This window comes from Bdellovibrio sp. ArHS, assembly GCF_000786105.1.
Lineage (GTDB): Bacteria > Bdellovibrionota > Bdellovibrionia > Bdellovibrionales > Bdellovibrionaceae > Bdellovibrio.
The window spans coordinates 105907-119741 of sequence record NZ_JTEV01000012.1; the positions used below are offsets into that span (position 1 = coordinate 105907).

Here is a 13835-nt window from a genome sequence, read left to right on the forward strand (position 1 = left end):
CGCCCCCCGCTTTACGATGGTAGATTTAATTCCTCTGTGCGGATATAGCGTAGTTGGTAGCGCGCTTCCTTGACATGGAAGAGGTCACTGGTTCAAGTCCAGTTATTCGCACCAAGTCTTTTCCAGTAGTTAACCAAAAATCAGTTCTAAAAAGGAAGAGGTCACTAACGATTTAGAACTGATTTAGAACTCTAGATTGCACCCCTCCTTTCCCGACGCTTTTCGTCGAGACTGGCTACGATGCCCTTTAGTTCCTTTTCTGGCATATCAACATAACCAAGCGTCGTTTGATAACGCCTGTGGCCCGCCAAGGCTTGAACCTTTGGCAGCCCTATGTCGCTTGCTACTAAAGCTGTAATAAATGTATGGCGAAGCTTATACGGCGTTAATGCCTCTCTAAGCCCAAGGCTTCGCCGGATCTCCCGAACTTTTTCGGATAAAACATCCGGCACAATCTTGTTGCCTTTTGTGTTCAAAAAAACAAAGTCGTCGCCTTTTGAAAAGGGCCGCTCTTTTTTGATCTGCTTCAGTAAGCCCTCAATATCGCCGACGATGGGGTAACTTCTTTCCAAAAGTTTCCCGCCCTTTTTGCTTTTAAGCTTTAAATAGCCTTCATCAAAATAGACTTCTTTGAATTTTAGATTTGTAGCTTCTTTGGGTCTACAACCTGTGCTATAGATGAAGAGAATATATTGCTTAAGATGCTTGGGCAGCAGGGGGAAAACCATATTGATTTCATCCTCTGTCCAGGTAACTTTTTTAACCTCTTCAACCTGAAGCGGTTCGACTGACCGCATAGGCGACTCTTTTAAAAATCCCCTTTTGATGCACCGATTGAAAAACCCGCCAAGGCTTGCAAAGTGACGATTCACAGAGCTTGCTTTCATGGATTCTAAAAGCTCACTTTGATATGCCTCCATATCCTCGCAAGTAATCTCGTGCAGGTAATCTCGGCCCTGATCGAAAATAAAGTCATAGAATCGCCCAAAAATGGCCTTATCCACTCCCTTATCTTCGCCTTCAGTTTTTTTCTTTCGCATTTCGACATGGTGCTTGATTGCATCACTGATTTTCTTCGGATCAACCGAGGACACTCCACTAACGCCCAAGCTTTTACGCATATACGCCTGCTCAAGCTGGAATTTCTTAATCCCCGCCCAATCCTGCGCGTCCGATTTGGTCTTAAAAGTCTTTTCAAACTTCTCAGGCCCCATTCTGACTCGCACTCGAATCGAGTTGTTGTTTTGATAAAAATATACTTTTGCTACCACAGCTTTTCTTTCTCCCTTTTATTGGTTTTAAAAGCTGCGCTTTTCCCGATCTCTTTATTTTTCAAAGAACAATTCTCAGCCGCCGAAGGCGACTTAAAGAACAATTCTTCTATAACATCGGGATGGAAGCGTAAACTTCCCATGTTTCTAACTGTCGGGATTCTGGGCTCACGTCGTGCGTTTGGGCCGGTCCTTGCGTAAATGAAAGATGGAGCGCATTGAAGCATTGCGCAAACGTCGTGGAGCGTCAGAAGCCTTCTACTGTTTGTTGCCAAGTTTCTCGCGCCCATGTTTCCTCACTTTCCAATCGGCAAATTAACCACTGCCCAAATTGTATAAAGATGACCAATCAAGAATCCGATAAATAAACCAAGACCTAGTCCTACTGTTTCAAGCAGTTTCATTTCGCCGCCCCCTACAAAAAAAGACTCGCGCTACCCGTGATTTGAACACAAAATAATTTGTTAAGTTTCCCTTACGGGAGGCCCGCTTAGTCTCAAGGAAGTGCTTCATAGTGAAACCATATTCTCCGTGGTTAGGGCTGCGCAACCGGTCCCTTCAGAGATCCGGGCTCGAACCGGACACCAATGTTTTTTTATCTGCGCAGACTCCAAAACAAAGGAAGCACTTCATTCAAACTGAGACTGGCAGGGCGCGACTCCTACTGTGCCGTTTTGGAAAGGGTTCTCTGCCACTAAGCTAGCTACGCATAGGCTTACAACCACGGTCTATTCCATTCAGCGTGCTCCAGTGAAGATGGGCTCTCATTCTCCCTCGAGTGTCTTTAGAATCGACATTTCAACACAGCTTCCACGCTTCAGCCTCAAGAAAACCCACCTTCTATTCCCAAGCTAATTATGGGACCCTTGCACGGGCCATCTGTGCAACAATGGCTTCCAGTGGGTTTTATTCAAACTGCGGCACTTTCTCCGCCCGTCACTTGGGTAGGCTTTCCCAAGGGCCTTGATTCTCAGGGGACGCTGAGATTAAAATGGAATTACATCGTCATTAAAAGAGTCGCTATTTTGCTCTTTTTTCTCTTCAAACATATGGATCAAAACAGAGTTTTTTCCGTCTTGGATGCCTGCGGGATTGAAAGTCTTATCAAGTAAAATGAACTGTCCTTTTTCAGACTCCATAACAGCACCCACATTTTGATAGCGGCCTTTTGTTTGACCGTCTTTTTGATATTCACCCGTTTTCACCGCTAGATTATATTTCTTTTTCATTATGCTACTCCTGCACTTTCTTTGACTGCCAAGCGAGACCATTGATCGCCATATTTTATACCGATCATTTCAAGCATCGTATCCATATCCATTAAAAACTGAGGGATAAGCTCATCAAATTTCGCTTGATACTCTGGATCGCGCTCGACCGTTAGAGCCTTAAAAGGACTAACTTTCATTCTTGGATCAAATTGAACAAAGTCAGCAACATCGGCGCCAGTCACGCGCATCTGATACTGATACTGCCACATGTACTCAGCCTTGATTTTGTCTTCGACGACAAACTTGATAAAGTTAGTCGGATTATATGGGCACTTGATTTCGACTAGCTTATTCTGCCCCTTAATGAATCCATCAAGACTTGCGCCTTCACGGAAGGTGTCATCTTTAAAGATAAATCCGACAGTCTGAATTTCGCAGTCATTTGCAAACTCGTAGGATGCGCGAGCCGCCGCCTCGTGCATTTTTCCCCAATCCATATATTTAGAATTGATCTCTTCTACGACTCCAGTGGCTACCTCAGCGACAAGCTGACACATATAAGTGTTACGAGTCTCAGAGCCTAACTTTGCTACGGCCTTTGACACTTCAGATGCGGTAATCACGCCCAAGCGAGAATAAAGCCAATTCAAAGAGCCTTGCTCTGCTGTAAGAAGATCCACGCCGAACTTATCTTGGAAAGTTTTTATTTGCGTTTCGATTTGATTAAGCGTTTTCATTTTGAGTTTCCTTTTTTTGAGTCGCCTTTGCCCATGAACAAAGTTGAACTAAAGCCGCATCGATTTCTTTTTGCGACAAATCTTCGATTGCCTCAATCTTGCGATTGTTAACTGTGGATAAGTACCCGATGAATTTAGACTCTTCTTTTCCAAGAGAATCTAGAAGGTCGCGGATCTTTTGGAATTGAGGATTTGGGCCTTCAATTTGCGGCGTTGCCTCGACAGATACAGGCGACACGTCTATTGCCATCTCACCTTCATCTTGAATCTTGGTCGCAGTTTCAACTCGTCCCGCATTACTCATCGGCCAAGACTTTGAAGCTCGTCGGATGATTGTCTTCTTAGCCATCTCTGCGAAATCGGTATCCCAAATCGCTGACTTAGCTTTGCCTGCCTTGAAAGCTTTGTACGCTTGAGTCTTGTCTCTGATTGTTTCGATCTCATCAACACTCATCGTTTCGACTAGGAAGTCACCATTAGATAATTTTGCAACACAGTACGCGCCAAGGATTGCTCCACGGTCTTTTGCAAAAGGATTTCTATTATGGATAGGCTCTTGACCTCGGCCTTTTATAACGAAATCGTCTTTTTCATATACGATTTCAGCTTGGGCAAAAATCACAGAGCCAGAATCGACCGCTAAATGCACTAAGCCTTTATAGCCGAAATCAAGGCAAACTTTCCCATCACGAGGAACAAGGTAAGCGTGCTTCAATGCTGGATTCAAAGAAAGCCCGACCGATGCGATGTTGTGAACTGCATTGATAAGTGAATCTGGATTTTTCGCCGCGGTATCAGCCAAAAAAGAATTAGCTTTTAAAGCCTGAAGCGCAAAGTGCGCCTCTTGCTCGAAGTTTACAGCCTTGTGCGATTTTGCCAGCTCGACGAATTTCTTCGCTTGAGCCATAATTAGAGATTCTGATTTTTGGAAAAGAGTTAGGTTTGACATCTTAAACCTCCCCCCTTCGCTTTAGCTAAAACAGCTTCAATCTCTTGAATTGCGTCACAAACTTCTTTTTCTTCTCTTCTACTGAGGTGGTCTTGGTCTAAATCAAGCAATACAGACAGAACATCATCAAGCGTTTTAAACATCTCAGGAGCCGCCGCTATTAGGTGGGCGTTATTGGATATAACAGTGCCTATTCTCCCAAATTGTTGACCGTCGTGAATCTCTGTTTCGTATTCAGAAGACCTCTGTCCAACCTTCCAAGGCCCCGGCGTGTGTTTTGTTTTTTTCATCTCAATGTCCCCTTTGAGTGATTGTTAAGCTATGTCATCGTTATTAAATTGCTTCGGAAAGCACGCGTTCTCGAAGTCTTGAGTCTCTTTGACTAGTTCCATGAGCTTATTTTTCTTTGACTCACCCAAGACAAGCGCACTCACAAAAACCCAGTCGTTAAGCACAGAGCAGTAAGTTTCGTAGCCCATGCACTCTTTTTCGAAGTGGTGGACGTAACAAACTGTCTCATGGGTTCTGAATGGGCTCTTACTGACCTTTTCAATCGCAGTAACCGACCATTTTGGATTGATTGGCTTTTCGTCGTTATTGATAAGGCGCATATTTTCTCCGTTTTGGGCAAAGCAGTGCCCTTACTTTTTTTCAAAGTTTTAAATTTAAAGTTCAAATTTGAATTAACTAAGCTACTAGGAGGCTGCTTGATTGCGTCCCTGGTTCAAACAGGGAAACAGTTCAGCCTCTGAACATTCAAATACTTTTGCTGCGAGAATTTCTCGCTCAACTGGCATCGGAAGACTTGGGTATCGACCACCCGCGATCTTCGTAGCTTTAGAGTGAGAGCATCTAAGTGCAGCCTCGATCAGTCGCGTAAGAACCGGCACCCCGCCCACCTTACGAACTGTCTTTTGTCTAATTTTATCGTTCATCATTGAATTGCTCGTCGTCATGAACACAATATGCCGCAGTTACTGTTATATCGCAAGCATAATATGTAGCTATATGCGATATTTACGCGCGGCAATGCGTAATATATGCTGCATATGAGGTAACGCGTTGGATTCATTGAAGAAAAAGTTTGGGAAAAAATTACAGGCTCGCCGTAAAGAAATGGGATTTGCCACCCAAACCGACCTAGGAAATAGAATCGGCGTAGATCAACCTATGATAGCCCGTTGGGAAACGGGAGTTTATTATCCTTCAGGTGAGTACAAAGAGGCCCTTAAGCGGGAATTAAAAATTGATGATTCATTTTTTGATGAGCAAGAAAATACCGACGTGAGCATTGTCGAGCTCTTAAAAAGAATTGAATCATTGGAGGCACAATCTAGAGTCAAAGTGCCAACCGGAGATAGAGGCGAACTAATCAACCTCATCAACAGTCTCGACGATTCGCAAGTGAGGGCTCTGATCGGTCCGATCAAGCAGCTCATCGCCGCGCAATCCTCCATGAATAAGAACAAGATCGGGTCTTGATTCAATCTGATACTTCAATGTCTCAGCTTTAAACATAAGCAACAAGGCAATGGCTTGATCGAGTCGATCCACTTACTAACCCCTCTTTTCAACTCATCCATGCTTTCGGCTAGGTCAAACAAAATCTTAACGACAAACAGGGGCTTATTTTGCGCAAATCTTAACCCGTAAGTTCAGAATCGACACCTAGTGAAGAAAATTTAATTAAAGCCCTGTTTATTTCAGGCCGAAAACTTTGGCGTGGAGGTCGATAATGAGACTTTTTTTACTGGTCGGTCTAGTCTGGGCTTTAGCATCTTGTTCCAACAGCGGTGGCGGTGGCAGTTCAGCATCAAATGACCCGTACGCCGGAGAATATTTTTTAGTTCAGAACATTCAGGGGGGAAGTTATGTTCATGCTTTAAAGATTGAAGGAGTAAACAGTTTTAAGGGCATGACCATTTTCATTCCGGTAAGTCAAACCAACCTCATTTACAGAAAATCGGTCGGAACATTCACAAAAAACGGAAACAAGTACACCGTGAATTACTCGTATAGTACATGCGGCGGGACAGAGCCGGAAACATTTGAGCTAAGCGGTGACGCTTCCGATGTTATTGGCGTTAAAGCAGAAGGAAATGCCACGTCCTTAGTTTTCAGAAATAGCAAAAAGTATGTAATAACAGGACTGAATGAGAATAACATTCAAAGTGGAACCGAAGACAAGTCTTGCAATCTTCTATCAAAATACTCCGGCAAGAGCCGAACCGTTGCCAGCAAGAAAAAGTCATTTATCGCTGAAATTGCAGAATAAAAACGAGGGCCAAGCACTATAATGCATGGCCCCTTAAATTGGAACTTAAAGTAACACTTTACGCCTGTTCTTTGAGTTCTTTTTTTGACATACAAGGCAGCGCCGCTTTCCATTCGATATTCTCAATGTTTCAGGTGTGTACTGATGCCCTTTGCCGCAATGATTTCGGGACCCAAAAGGATGTCTACCTTTTCTTGTTTTATCAGCATTGTTTTCGTTTATAGTACCCAGCCATAAATGCTCTGGGTTTACACAGCCAGGGGTATCACATTTGTGGCAGACCAACATTCCGCTCGGAATATTGCCGTTAAACAATGAGAACGCAAACCTGTGGGCGTATAGTGTCTTTCCGTTTACAGAGATAGTTCCGTACTCATGCACTCCCTTGGTCCAGAGAAGACAGCCCGTATTAGGCTCCGGAATAGTATGTTTTTCGAATAAATCATGTAAATTCATAGTGCTTACATAAAAAATGTCATCCTCTAATTCAACATATTTATTGCCCAAGCATCTGTTTTTGCATTTTGATTTGCTCATTTCGCCGCTTAGCTTTTTCGATGTTAGACATGGGCATGGGCATGCGCTGCTGATATATCTCATTTGGCGTAGGCAGCCTTGTGGCATCGTTAATCGTTTGCTGAATGGTGTTTGCTACCACGGGTCCTGAAGGCTTTAACATTTGAGGAATAGCCTCATTCACGCGGCCTACCTTTGATAAACCCACTTGAAGTTCTGGAGCTCTTAATACACTTCCAAAAACATCACCCGGGTCTCTTGGTAATCTTCCCGCTGCAGAATCAACTGCATCCGCTGCCATCGAGTAGATGTCTGAGCTTAATGAGTAACGACGATTTGCTTCTCTTAAAGCTGCGCCAAGTTCTTTGTCACGGCTTCGTCCTGCCAAGGTCGCAAGGCTATCGACACGCTGTTTAATCTCATCATCGACGATTCGTCCTGCAGTTCTCCAAAATTCCTCGGTTGATGTAGGAAGTTCTGCGCGGCTTTCTTTAAATGACTTTGAACCAATAGAGCTCTTGATGTCATGAAGCTGCAAAAGATTTGGATCTGGGCCTATTTCAGATTTTAGACTCTCAAAATAATCCCCGAGCTGCTTTAATGCTGCGTCCTTATCGGCATCTGCCCATTTTTTAGTCTTAATTTCTTGAAGGACCTGGCTCTTAATTGAGTCAATATTCTTCATTGGAGGGGTTGCGGTTGGATTGCCGGACGCAATTAGGTTGTCCATAACTTCTTGAGCTCTGCGATAGATCTTATCCAATGCATCTCCGTACTTAGACTTAGAAGCTAAAGCTCGATCATAAAGGTCCTTAGACCCCGGAAGGCCATCAAGCATCCCTTCTTCCTTTGCAAAGCCAATGATGTTCTTTTTAGTTGAAAGAGCCCCTGACTCTTCAGCTAATCGCACATTTCTTCTTGCGGCCTTACCAGGCTGAAGCGCTGAAAACGCTCTGGCTAATTCATCAGGAGTGACCGCCTTTATTGTAGAGACTCCAAGTTCTGCCACCGGACCAACAGCTGCACCCATCGCAACATTTGCACCTCGCTCTTTTAGATCTTCAGATGACAAAGGGCTAGTGACCTGCCCCTCAACGTCCGGCGTATCAGCCGCCGCGCCAAGTCCTGCGCCAATCATTGCCGCCCGACCTAATCGGGTCGCAAGCTTTCCGGCCTTTAAAGCAGCGCCGCCGGGAATAGCTAGAGTCGCAGCCCCACCGCCGACTTGACCAGCAAGAAAAGAGCCTGGATCTTCTTCTTTCATTGCCTTGTTTTCGGCATTAATTCTGTCACGTTCTGAAATGTATTCAGGAGACGAGAAACTTCCTGTCGATATTGCCGCTCTAACATTTGGGCCATATCCCATAAGTGCTGTATCTTCCGCGCCCGCTAAAGCAGATCGCCACGCAGGATATTTATCATAAACGCTCGCCTCTAAGGCTTCGATTTCGTCATCCGTAAAGCCCGCACTTTCTTGGGCTTCAATCGCTTCCATTTCCTCATCTGTGAAACCTTTGGGTTGTCTTACTTCGGAAGCCACATGCCATCCTTTCTGATAAAGGTCTGTCCTTTAATTGTTTTTGTATCTCCGTCTTTGTAAATAGGAGCAAGAGGAGCGGATGACCTAGGAATAACTAAACTAGGGCTTGTACCGTATTCTGAAGCAAGTCCCTTATAATCTTTTTCGATATTTGATACCAAAGACTGCTGAGAATCATAGATAGATCTTGCTTGGTTAATGAAATCTTGCCTTTGTTTTGGAGTGAGTCTTTCGCCATTTAGCAATCGATTGTATTGATTTCGTAATTGGTCAGAAATCCCAGCGGCATTTTGAGCTGTAGCCTGTTCTCCTTCTCGCACTACGGAGCCAGGATCAAGCATCTTCATGTAAGAGAAGATCATAGAAATATCACCAGCCGCACTTGGTTTTTTCGCCATATCAGTAATCTTCTGATAAGACTGCTGAACGTCCTTAAAATTCTTCACAACTGGATCAGCATTAAACTCTTTGCGAAGATTCGTTGCCTGCTTAAGATCTTGACCCTCGGCGATAATCTTAGCTCTCTTAGCCTTACCCTCTTCTTCAAGACCTTTATTCGCAAGAGCCGCGTACTCTTTGTTTCCTGCCGAGGTAGCTTTTGTGATCTCACCTGAAATCTTATTGGCTTCCTTAGTGAACTCGGTAGCTCTTTGCGCATCCATTTTCGCGAAGTCGACCTCTGCTGTGGCAATAGACTTGAGTCTATCAAGAGTGCGCTGCTGAGACTTATCCCATGACTCGCGCTGCTCTGATTTGATTTTAAGAAGCTGTTCGTATTGTTTTTGCGCGACTTCTTTGGCTTTAATTGCCTGCTCAATGGATTCTTTGCGTCTACCTTCATACATCTCACGCGCAGACTTTCCAGCCTGAAGCTGAGCAATTTGACCGCTTTCGCCCGATAGCCCACCTAATATGGCCGGACCGAACGAAAGAATCAACTCACTCCAAATATCTCTCGGTTGAGTTGTGTCAGCATTTGCTTTTTCTTTTGCGTTTTCAATCTGTCTGAGAAGCTCTGGGTTGTCTTGATAAACGTCTTGTGGGCTATTAACTGCGTTAACGGCCTCTCTTGCTTTGTTTCTAGATGCCAACTCAGCGACCGATGCTTTGTTTGCACGCCCTCGTGCATCTCTTTCAATGCCCTCTTGAGATGCAATATTAGAGACTTCATTTTTACGGAAGTTTTCAGCGACAGAATTAAAGTCATAATTCGGCGTTGGGGTAATAATTCCGATGTCGGCCGTTGTTTCATCCTGGACTTGCACATTCGCTGGAGCTCTTGAGATTACATCAAGCTCCTCATCTGGGAGATTGCGCACCACTTTGTCGTAAAATTTGTCGATGTATGATAAATCTGCCATTTATTCCCCTAGAAAAATGAGTCTAAAATACCGCCAACCACGCCCTTGTCCTGCTTCTGATTATTTGCGGCTGCCTGTGCTGCGGCAGTTCGATCAGCAACACCAAGTTGAGCGTAACCAAGACCAGTTCCAAGCGTTCCGTATTTCTGTCTAAAAATGAAATCCTGTAGGTCATTCGTTCCAGATCGAACCATGTTTGCAGAATCTAGAGCCATTTTTCGTTCAGCATCCATGACTTGGGCGCCTACTTTCTGATCGGCAGCCCCTCGAATTGCCGCACCACGGGCGCCACCTACGCCACCACGAGCAAGATTACTGGAAAGTCTACGCTGATCGGCGTCTCTTTGCCCTGCAATTTCGCCCCTGGCAACACCACGAATAGCGCCGAGTTCTTCGCCAGAATAGCCTTTCGCAAGGTCTTCGCGCCTAGCCTTTAGAGCCTTCATTTCTGGGTCATCGTAGAAAATTTCTTTCCCTTTGGCGTAACCCGCATCCATGTCGGCTTGCCTGTCTTTTGCCCGTTGATCGCTAGAATATATAGGATTTCCCTGTTCATCTTTTCCCATGAGAACATTCCCGCCGAGCTTGCCGTCTTTGATGAGGCCATAAGTTCCGGCCGTCATAAAATTTGCGGTCGAGTCAACTAAGTTATCAAACCAACCCATAAAACCCCCTAGGGTATTTTAACTAACCCTTGTGATAGAACAATAAAAATTAGATCCAACTGTGTTAGAGTCTCCAGTGAAATCAAAGTAAACGCCTAGAGTTGTAGTAAGGTTCATGAGAAACTTACCAGTGACGTATTTAGGTCCGCCAATAGTTGTATCAACGCGCTTTTGAAGAGTGTGTACTGCTGTTCCACTAGAATTTTTGGCTATTAGATTATTTGTAACCGTGCCAGACGTTCCAGGCGCAAATTCACATCCGTACTCAATCCAAAACTTTCCTGAACTCGACGGGTAAAACACGTTAGAAGTGACGCTTCCAGATTTTAAGACTCTATCTGTGAGAGAAACAGTCCCCACTCCGAAAGAGGGTACGTTTTGCGCGTACAAGTCAGCACTTCCAAGCATCACCATGGTCGATTCGCCTGGTGACTCATCTACAGACACAAATTGATTCTGCAACGCCCTTAAAATCTGCTTAAACTCATTCTGCAAGAAGTCCTCAACGTCCATTCCTTTTCTAAACTCGCGGAGCTTTGCAAGCTGCTTGTTTTTAACCTTAAGATTCGTCATCGTCGGGGCTCCGAAGTGTCGAAATCTGGCGCGTATTCGATTTCAAATCCTTGAATGCGCACAAGTTTGTTCTTCTCAGCATTTCTCAAACCAAAAGATATTGCCGAAAGCTTCGGAATTGCTGCTTTAGCGTAATCTTTGACTGTTTTCTTCGGAGCCTCTTTAAACCCAACATCAATCGACGCGATTCTATCGTCTAAATAGTTCGCGTATTGATCGATAGAGAGCGTAAATCCACCTTGAATGGAGTTTGCCCAAAGTTTTTCAAACATTTTGTCAATGGTAGGCAGGCCACCATTCCACCATGCCTGTCTAGCGTCCATTTCGATCGCTGATTTATGATCGGTCATGTCAAAGCGAGTGTTTGTGACCTTCATCTTCCAAATTTTATCTGAAAGTAAAAGAATCTCTGAGTCAGATGTGAATAGCGCCGATTTTGCGTTAAATCGCTCCCAAATATACCAACAGTTTCTAGATCCGTTTTGAGTATCCGAGTAATCGTAGACGAACCATGTTGATCCCACGACACAGATATACATTCCAATTGCCCGGGCATTCATCGCCGAAGCTTTAGAATAATCTAGCTTGTCAGAATTGATCTGCATGTAATCACAAATAGGATACCCAATGTGTTGAGGTAGTCTTCCGGCAACGCAAGCATAGAATCCTTTAATTGGATCAAGCCAGATGAGAGCACCTTTTGTTTGCTGAAGTGTTTTATGAGAAGCGAGGCCGATGTCGTCTTCTAAAACTTCCAAAATAATCTCATTTGTTCCAATGTCGCCAGTAAGAATGCCTGTTGATCTTTCTTTGATAGCAAAGAGTGCATCTTTATTTGGAGCAATGCCCTTGATTGCGTCATTGTATTCAGTATCAATCGAAAACTCATGAAGGCCGTCTTGCGGAAAACCCTCTGGAGTCAAAGGATCAGCCCAGTAGATTGATTGCTCATCGCAAAGGTTATTTTCCTGGTATATCCACGGTGGGTAAGGAATAGACATTCCCCACTTGTTGCCAGTTGTTGGAGGTGGAGGAGCAAAATACCATGGGTAAGGCTTGTTTAAAATCTCAGCCTCATTGATTGGACGCCCCGCCTGAACAATTACATTCTGCCATTTGGTTAAGTATTTACACGCCCGAGGAATCTCGTCGCCCGCCGAATAGTCGATGGGAATAGTAGTTAACGAACCAATAACAGAGCCAGAAAGGTCCGTATCTGCAAGTTGATCTAAAATCTTGTAGAAATTTTGGTGAGAAATAGGTGCGTCGATCAACTTATAAAGGCTGTCAACTATCCCGCCTTTTGATCTGAAAATACGAACGAATGATCCGTAAACAATTTGCGGCGACCATGCTTGCGTAAGACCAAGTGTTTCAGAATCGTAAACCTCAGGCTCCGTGAAAATTCCTTTTACTTCTTCTGGAACATAGCAACCGTTAAGAACTAACTCATCCGGGAAAACATCTGGCAACTGAGTAGACGTGTTATTTAGCGCCATTGCGCAGTATGAGGTGAATGTTCCAGATTGAAGAAGCGTTATGCCAGACTTTGTCTTGTTGAAGGAAACTGTTGTGGCAGTAACCCCGGTGACTTCTAAATAAGCAAAAGAAATACCTTTATTGGTGCCAGAGAACCCGCCATTAGAGACTGGCACCCTTAAGCACATTCCAACTTTTATATTGTGTCCAGCATCAACCGTAAGCGTTTTAGAACCAGTTCCAGAAAGAGTTTGATTTCCATTCACGGCACACGAATAAACAGGGAAACAATCATTTGTAACATCTGCATTTCCCAAAGGATAGACTGGGATTTCAATAGCCTGCTTCCCAGATGGAAGGTTTACTTGAACGTAGTCAACCTCGGTGACTTTGCCGAGTGTCTCTACACCATTTGGATCGACAAATCCAAATTGAAATGCGTACCGATAATTTGAATTTGCAGTCAGCGCACCCGTTGCGTAGTCGAAGAAAGTAACGCCGTTAATTCCAAGCTCTCTTGAGAATTTTGGCATTCCTGCTCTATAAACAGAATAGCCATCATACTTCATGATAAACCAGCCATCTGTCATGAAGCAGGCGTTATTTATGTTTAGACTTGAAACACCCTCATACCCCTTTGGTTGAGAGATTGCGTTTGGAAAAGGAACACTAGAACACGGAACCACTTCCCAAAACCAACTTGAGTTTAAATTAAAACTATCTTCAATGCGCACGTCCAATAGGTACGCGAGCTTAGATGATGTTACCGATGCCCCATCGCCGTCGACAATATCAACAGTGATGCCAGTAAGAGCATTTAGGGCAGTCTTTAGTTGATCTAAAGTCATGGAGTCGGAGATATTTACCGAACCAACGCCATTCACGGTCACTTTAAAAGTGTCGCCGACCTCATCATAAAAGAATGAGTATGAAGTCGCTGCACCAGTCGCAATCCATTTTAAAGTGTGCTGAACTTTGCGATAAAGATTGCCGTCCGCCCCAACGGCTAACACTTGAGACTTAGATTCGCCCGTGTTTACGTCTCGGTATTTATACTCAAAGATGTCCACAAAACTAACTGGCGTATTTTCTGTTTTGTGCTGCCATCCATTAGCATTTTGAATTTCGTCTTGAAAGTTATAGCGAAAGTTTTTAGATCCTTTTCGAAACGTGCGTGAATCTGCGACAAGCTTATTTGAGCGCGTATCGACGCCGCCGAAGCTTGAATAAAACTTTTCTAACTTATGAGGCATGAATC

Annotated in this window: 15 protein-coding genes and 1 tRNA gene; 3 read left to right on the plus strand and 13 right to left on the minus strand. The window is 44.2% G+C overall.

Features of this window, described 5'->3' with window-relative positions; all coding sequences use genetic code 11:
- Positions 1-38 precede the first annotated feature (38 nt).
- A tRNA-Val gene (locus tag OM95_RS06805) sits at positions 39-114 on the plus strand.
- Positions 115-191: 77 nt separating this feature from the next.
- Here OM95_RS06805 and OM95_RS06810 read toward each other — a convergent pair.
- The 7 genes from OM95_RS06810 to OM95_RS17150 form a co-directional block, all read right to left on the minus strand.
- Positions 192-1271, minus strand: coding sequence for a site-specific integrase (locus OM95_RS06810; RefSeq protein WP_041871764.1), 1080 nt, complete (start codon positions 1269-1271; stop codon positions 192-194).
- Positions 1272-2257: 986 nt separating this feature from the next.
- Positions 2258-2500 (minus strand): hypothetical protein, encoded by a 243-nt coding sequence (locus OM95_RS06820; RefSeq protein WP_041871768.1) that lies wholly within the window; start codon positions 2498-2500, stop codon positions 2258-2260.
- Positions 2500-3219, minus strand: a complete 720-nt coding sequence (locus tag OM95_RS06825; RefSeq protein WP_291515746.1) for a lambda exonuclease family protein — start codon at positions 3217-3219, stop codon at positions 2500-2502. The genes OM95_RS06820 and OM95_RS06825 overlap by 1 nt, the downstream gene beginning before the upstream one ends.
- Positions 3206-4168 (minus strand): recombinase RecT, encoded by a 963-nt coding sequence (locus tag OM95_RS06830; protein ID WP_291515747.1) that lies wholly within the window; start codon positions 4166-4168, stop codon positions 3206-3208. Before OM95_RS06830 ends, OM95_RS06825 begins: the two co-directional genes overlap by 14 nt.
- Complete coding sequence (locus OM95_RS17140; RefSeq protein ID WP_291515749.1) at positions 4156-4458, minus strand: hypothetical protein; 303 nt, start codon at positions 4456-4458, stop codon at positions 4156-4158. The genes OM95_RS06830 and OM95_RS17140 overlap by 13 nt, the downstream gene beginning before the upstream one ends.
- A gap of 24 nt (positions 4459-4482) precedes the next feature.
- On the minus strand, positions 4483-4779 hold the full coding sequence (locus OM95_RS17145) for a hypothetical protein (RefSeq protein WP_291515751.1): 297 nt from the start codon (positions 4777-4779) through the stop codon (positions 4483-4485).
- Positions 4780-4863: 84 nt separating this feature from the next.
- On the minus strand, positions 4864-5124 hold the full coding sequence (locus tag OM95_RS17150; protein ID WP_291515753.1) for a hypothetical protein: 261 nt from the start codon (positions 5122-5124) through the stop codon (positions 4864-4866).
- A gap of 106 nt (positions 5125-5230) precedes the next feature.
- Between OM95_RS17150 and OM95_RS06845 the strand changes: the two genes are divergently transcribed.
- Together OM95_RS06845 and OM95_RS06850 are read left to right on the plus strand one after the other, a co-directional pair.
- Complete coding sequence (locus OM95_RS06845; RefSeq protein ID WP_041871770.1) at positions 5231-5650, plus strand: helix-turn-helix transcriptional regulator; 420 nt, start codon at positions 5231-5233, stop codon at positions 5648-5650.
- Positions 5651-5903: 253 nt separating this feature from the next.
- Complete coding sequence (locus OM95_RS06850) at positions 5904-6443, plus strand: hypothetical protein (protein ID WP_041871771.1); 540 nt, start codon at positions 5904-5906, stop codon at positions 6441-6443.
- A gap of 45 nt (positions 6444-6488) precedes the next feature.
- On the opposite strand, the gene OM95_RS17520 is transcribed toward OM95_RS06850, so the two are convergent.
- Genes OM95_RS17520 through OM95_RS06885 form a run of 6 tightly spaced genes read right to left on the minus strand, consistent with a single transcriptional unit; the run spans position 6489 to position 13830 of the window.
- Complete coding sequence (locus OM95_RS17520) at positions 6489-7043, minus strand: HNH endonuclease signature motif containing protein (protein WP_363228101.1); 555 nt, start codon at positions 7041-7043, stop codon at positions 6489-6491.
- Positions 6940-8499, minus strand: a complete 1560-nt coding sequence (locus tag OM95_RS06865; RefSeq protein WP_041871773.1) for a hypothetical protein — start codon at positions 8497-8499, stop codon at positions 6940-6942. The genes OM95_RS17520 and OM95_RS06865 overlap by 104 nt, the downstream gene beginning before the upstream one ends.
- Positions 8484-9860 (minus strand): hypothetical protein, encoded by a 1377-nt coding sequence (locus OM95_RS06870; RefSeq protein ID WP_041871775.1) that lies wholly within the window; start codon positions 9858-9860, stop codon positions 8484-8486. Before OM95_RS06870 ends, OM95_RS06865 begins: the two co-directional genes overlap by 16 nt.
- An 8-nt stretch (positions 9861-9868) precedes the next feature.
- Positions 9869-10525 carry a hypothetical protein gene (locus OM95_RS06875; protein WP_041871778.1) on the minus strand — a complete coding sequence of 219 codons (657 nt, stop codon included), beginning with the start codon at positions 10523-10525 and terminating at the stop codon, positions 9869-9871.
- An 18-nt stretch (positions 10526-10543) separates the two neighbouring features.
- Entirely contained in the window at positions 10544-11098 is a 555-nt protein-coding gene (locus OM95_RS06880) for a hypothetical protein (protein ID WP_041871780.1), read from the minus strand.
- On the minus strand, positions 11095-13830 hold the full coding sequence (locus OM95_RS06885; RefSeq protein WP_041871783.1) for a hypothetical protein: 2736 nt from the start codon (positions 13828-13830) through the stop codon (positions 11095-11097). Before OM95_RS06885 ends, OM95_RS06880 begins: the two co-directional genes overlap by 4 nt.
- Between the last annotated feature and the right edge of the window lie 5 nt (positions 13831-13835).

Bases quoted from the DNA above. Each gene is read 5' to 3' on its own strand.
- OM95_RS06875 (WP_041871778.1), bottom strand. From the start codon at position 10,525: ATGGGTTGGTTTGATAACTTAGTTGACTCGACCGCAAATTTTATGACG.
- OM95_RS06825 (WP_291515746.1), bottom strand. From the start codon at position 3,219: ATGAAAACGCTTAATCAAATCGAAACGCAAATAAAAACTTTCCAAGAT.
- OM95_RS17520 (WP_363228101.1), bottom strand. From the start codon at position 7,043: ATGAGATATATCAGCAGCGCATGCCCATGCCCATGTCTAACATCGAAA.
- OM95_RS06880 (WP_041871780.1), bottom strand. From the start codon at position 11,098: ATGACGAATCTTAAGGTTAAAAACAAGCAGCTTGCAAAGCTCCGCGAG.
- OM95_RS17150 (WP_291515753.1), bottom strand. From the start codon at position 5,124: ATGACGACGAGCAATTCAATGATGAACGATAAAATTAGACAAAAGACA.
- OM95_RS17140 (WP_291515749.1), bottom strand. From the start codon at position 4,458: ATGAAAAAAACAAAACACACGCCGGGGCCTTGGAAGGTTGGACAGAGG.
- OM95_RS06830 (WP_291515747.1), bottom strand. From the start codon at position 4,168: ATGTCAAACCTAACTCTTTTCCAAAAATCAGAATCTCTAATTATGGCT.
- OM95_RS06885 (WP_041871783.1), bottom strand. From the start codon at position 13,830: ATGCCTCATAAGTTAGAAAAGTTTTATTCAAGCTTCGGCGGCGTCGAT.
- OM95_RS06850 (WP_041871771.1), top strand. From the start codon at position 5,904: ATGAGACTTTTTTTACTGGTCGGTCTAGTCTGGGCTTTAGCATCTTGT.
- OM95_RS06820 (WP_041871768.1), bottom strand. From the start codon at position 2,500: ATGAAAAAGAAATATAATCTAGCGGTGAAAACGGGTGAATATCAAAAA.
- OM95_RS06870 (WP_041871775.1), bottom strand. From the start codon at position 9,860: ATGGCAGATTTATCATACATCGACAAATTTTACGACAAAGTGGTGCGC.
- OM95_RS17145 (WP_291515751.1), bottom strand. From the start codon at position 4,779: ATGCGCCTTATCAATAACGACGAAAAGCCAATCAATCCAAAATGGTCG.